Origin of the sequence: Ruoffia sp. FAM 24228 (assembly GCF_045528575.1) — a bacterium.
GTDB lineage: Bacteria > Bacillota > Bacilli > Lactobacillales > Aerococcaceae > Ruoffia > Ruoffia halotolerans.
Genome location: NZ_JBGQQZ010000176.1, coordinates 1 through 255, shown reverse-complemented (window position 1 = coordinate 255; position 255 = coordinate 1). Strand labels below are relative to the sequence as shown.

The window sequence follows — 255 nt, the reverse complement described above, 5'->3', positions numbered from 1 at the left end:
CACCTTTTCCTTGAAACGCCGATAAAGCGTCCGCATGGAACAGTCAATGGGTTTTTCTTTACGCCCGATAATGACATCGGGTGTCCAGCCCTGTGAGACTTTTTCTTTAATGTAGACTTGTTGGTCTTCAGGAAGGACACACTTACATCTACCACACCGTTGTTTGTTTTTCTTATATTGTTGGTAATACTCAATGGCGGTATGGCCCTCTTTTAAGAAGTTGATGACGTTATAAATAGGTGTTCTAGAACGTTT

General features: G+C 41.6%; 1 pseudogene. It reads right to left on the bottom strand.

The annotated features are described in order from the left end of the window. Positions 1-255 (bottom strand): annotated as a pseudogene (locus ACEN33_RS12555) (IS30 family transposase); the annotation flags it as partial.